Source organism: Arhodomonas sp. KWT (assembly GCF_010993615.1).
This window is the reverse complement of record NZ_WNXE01001100.1, coordinates 1-536: the sequence shown is the minus strand read 5'-3', so window position 1 is coordinate 536 and position 536 is coordinate 1. Positions and strand designations below refer to the sequence as shown.

General features: G+C 67.2%; 1 protein-coding gene. It reads right to left on the bottom strand.

The window, feature by feature from the left end:
* Window positions 1–221: 221 nt before the first annotated feature.
* On the bottom strand, window positions 222–536 hold a 315-nt coding region (locus G7A99_RS24360; RefSeq protein WP_163144655.1), incomplete at its 5' end, for a phasin family protein.

Below are 536 nucleotides of genomic sequence, written 5' to 3'. Positions count from 1 at the left end.
GCGGCCAGGGGGAAGAAGACGGTCTGGGGATCGAGGCTGGGCGCGGCCGGGCGGGCCATGGCGGCACTCCTTGCGGGCTCCGTGGCGCGGAGGATGATACACCACGGCCGCTGCGGGGTTGTATCCGGGAGGGGCGGTTCAGCGTCGTCGGGTAGGGGTAGGAAGGTAAAAAAGCGCCGGTCGGGGACCGGCGCTTGCGTTCACTGCGTCAGGCGCGCGCCTTACTTGGTGCCGGCGGCCTGGGAGACGGTCTTGGCGTTCTCCTGAACGGCCTTCTGCGCCTTCTCGGCGAACTCCTGGTTCAGCGCTACGACCTTCTCCGCGTCGCCCTTGACGCGGTCACGGATGGTCTCCGCGGCCTTCTGCTGCTGCTGCCAGTAGCTCTGCACGTCCGAGGCATCCTTGATGTCCATCGCGGAGCGGACCTGCTGGATGCCGAACTCGGTGTACGCCTTGGCAGCGTCGTACTGCACCTCGGAGAGCTTCTCGAAGTGATCCACGGCCATGGTCGCGTAGGCACGCATCGGACCGAGGAC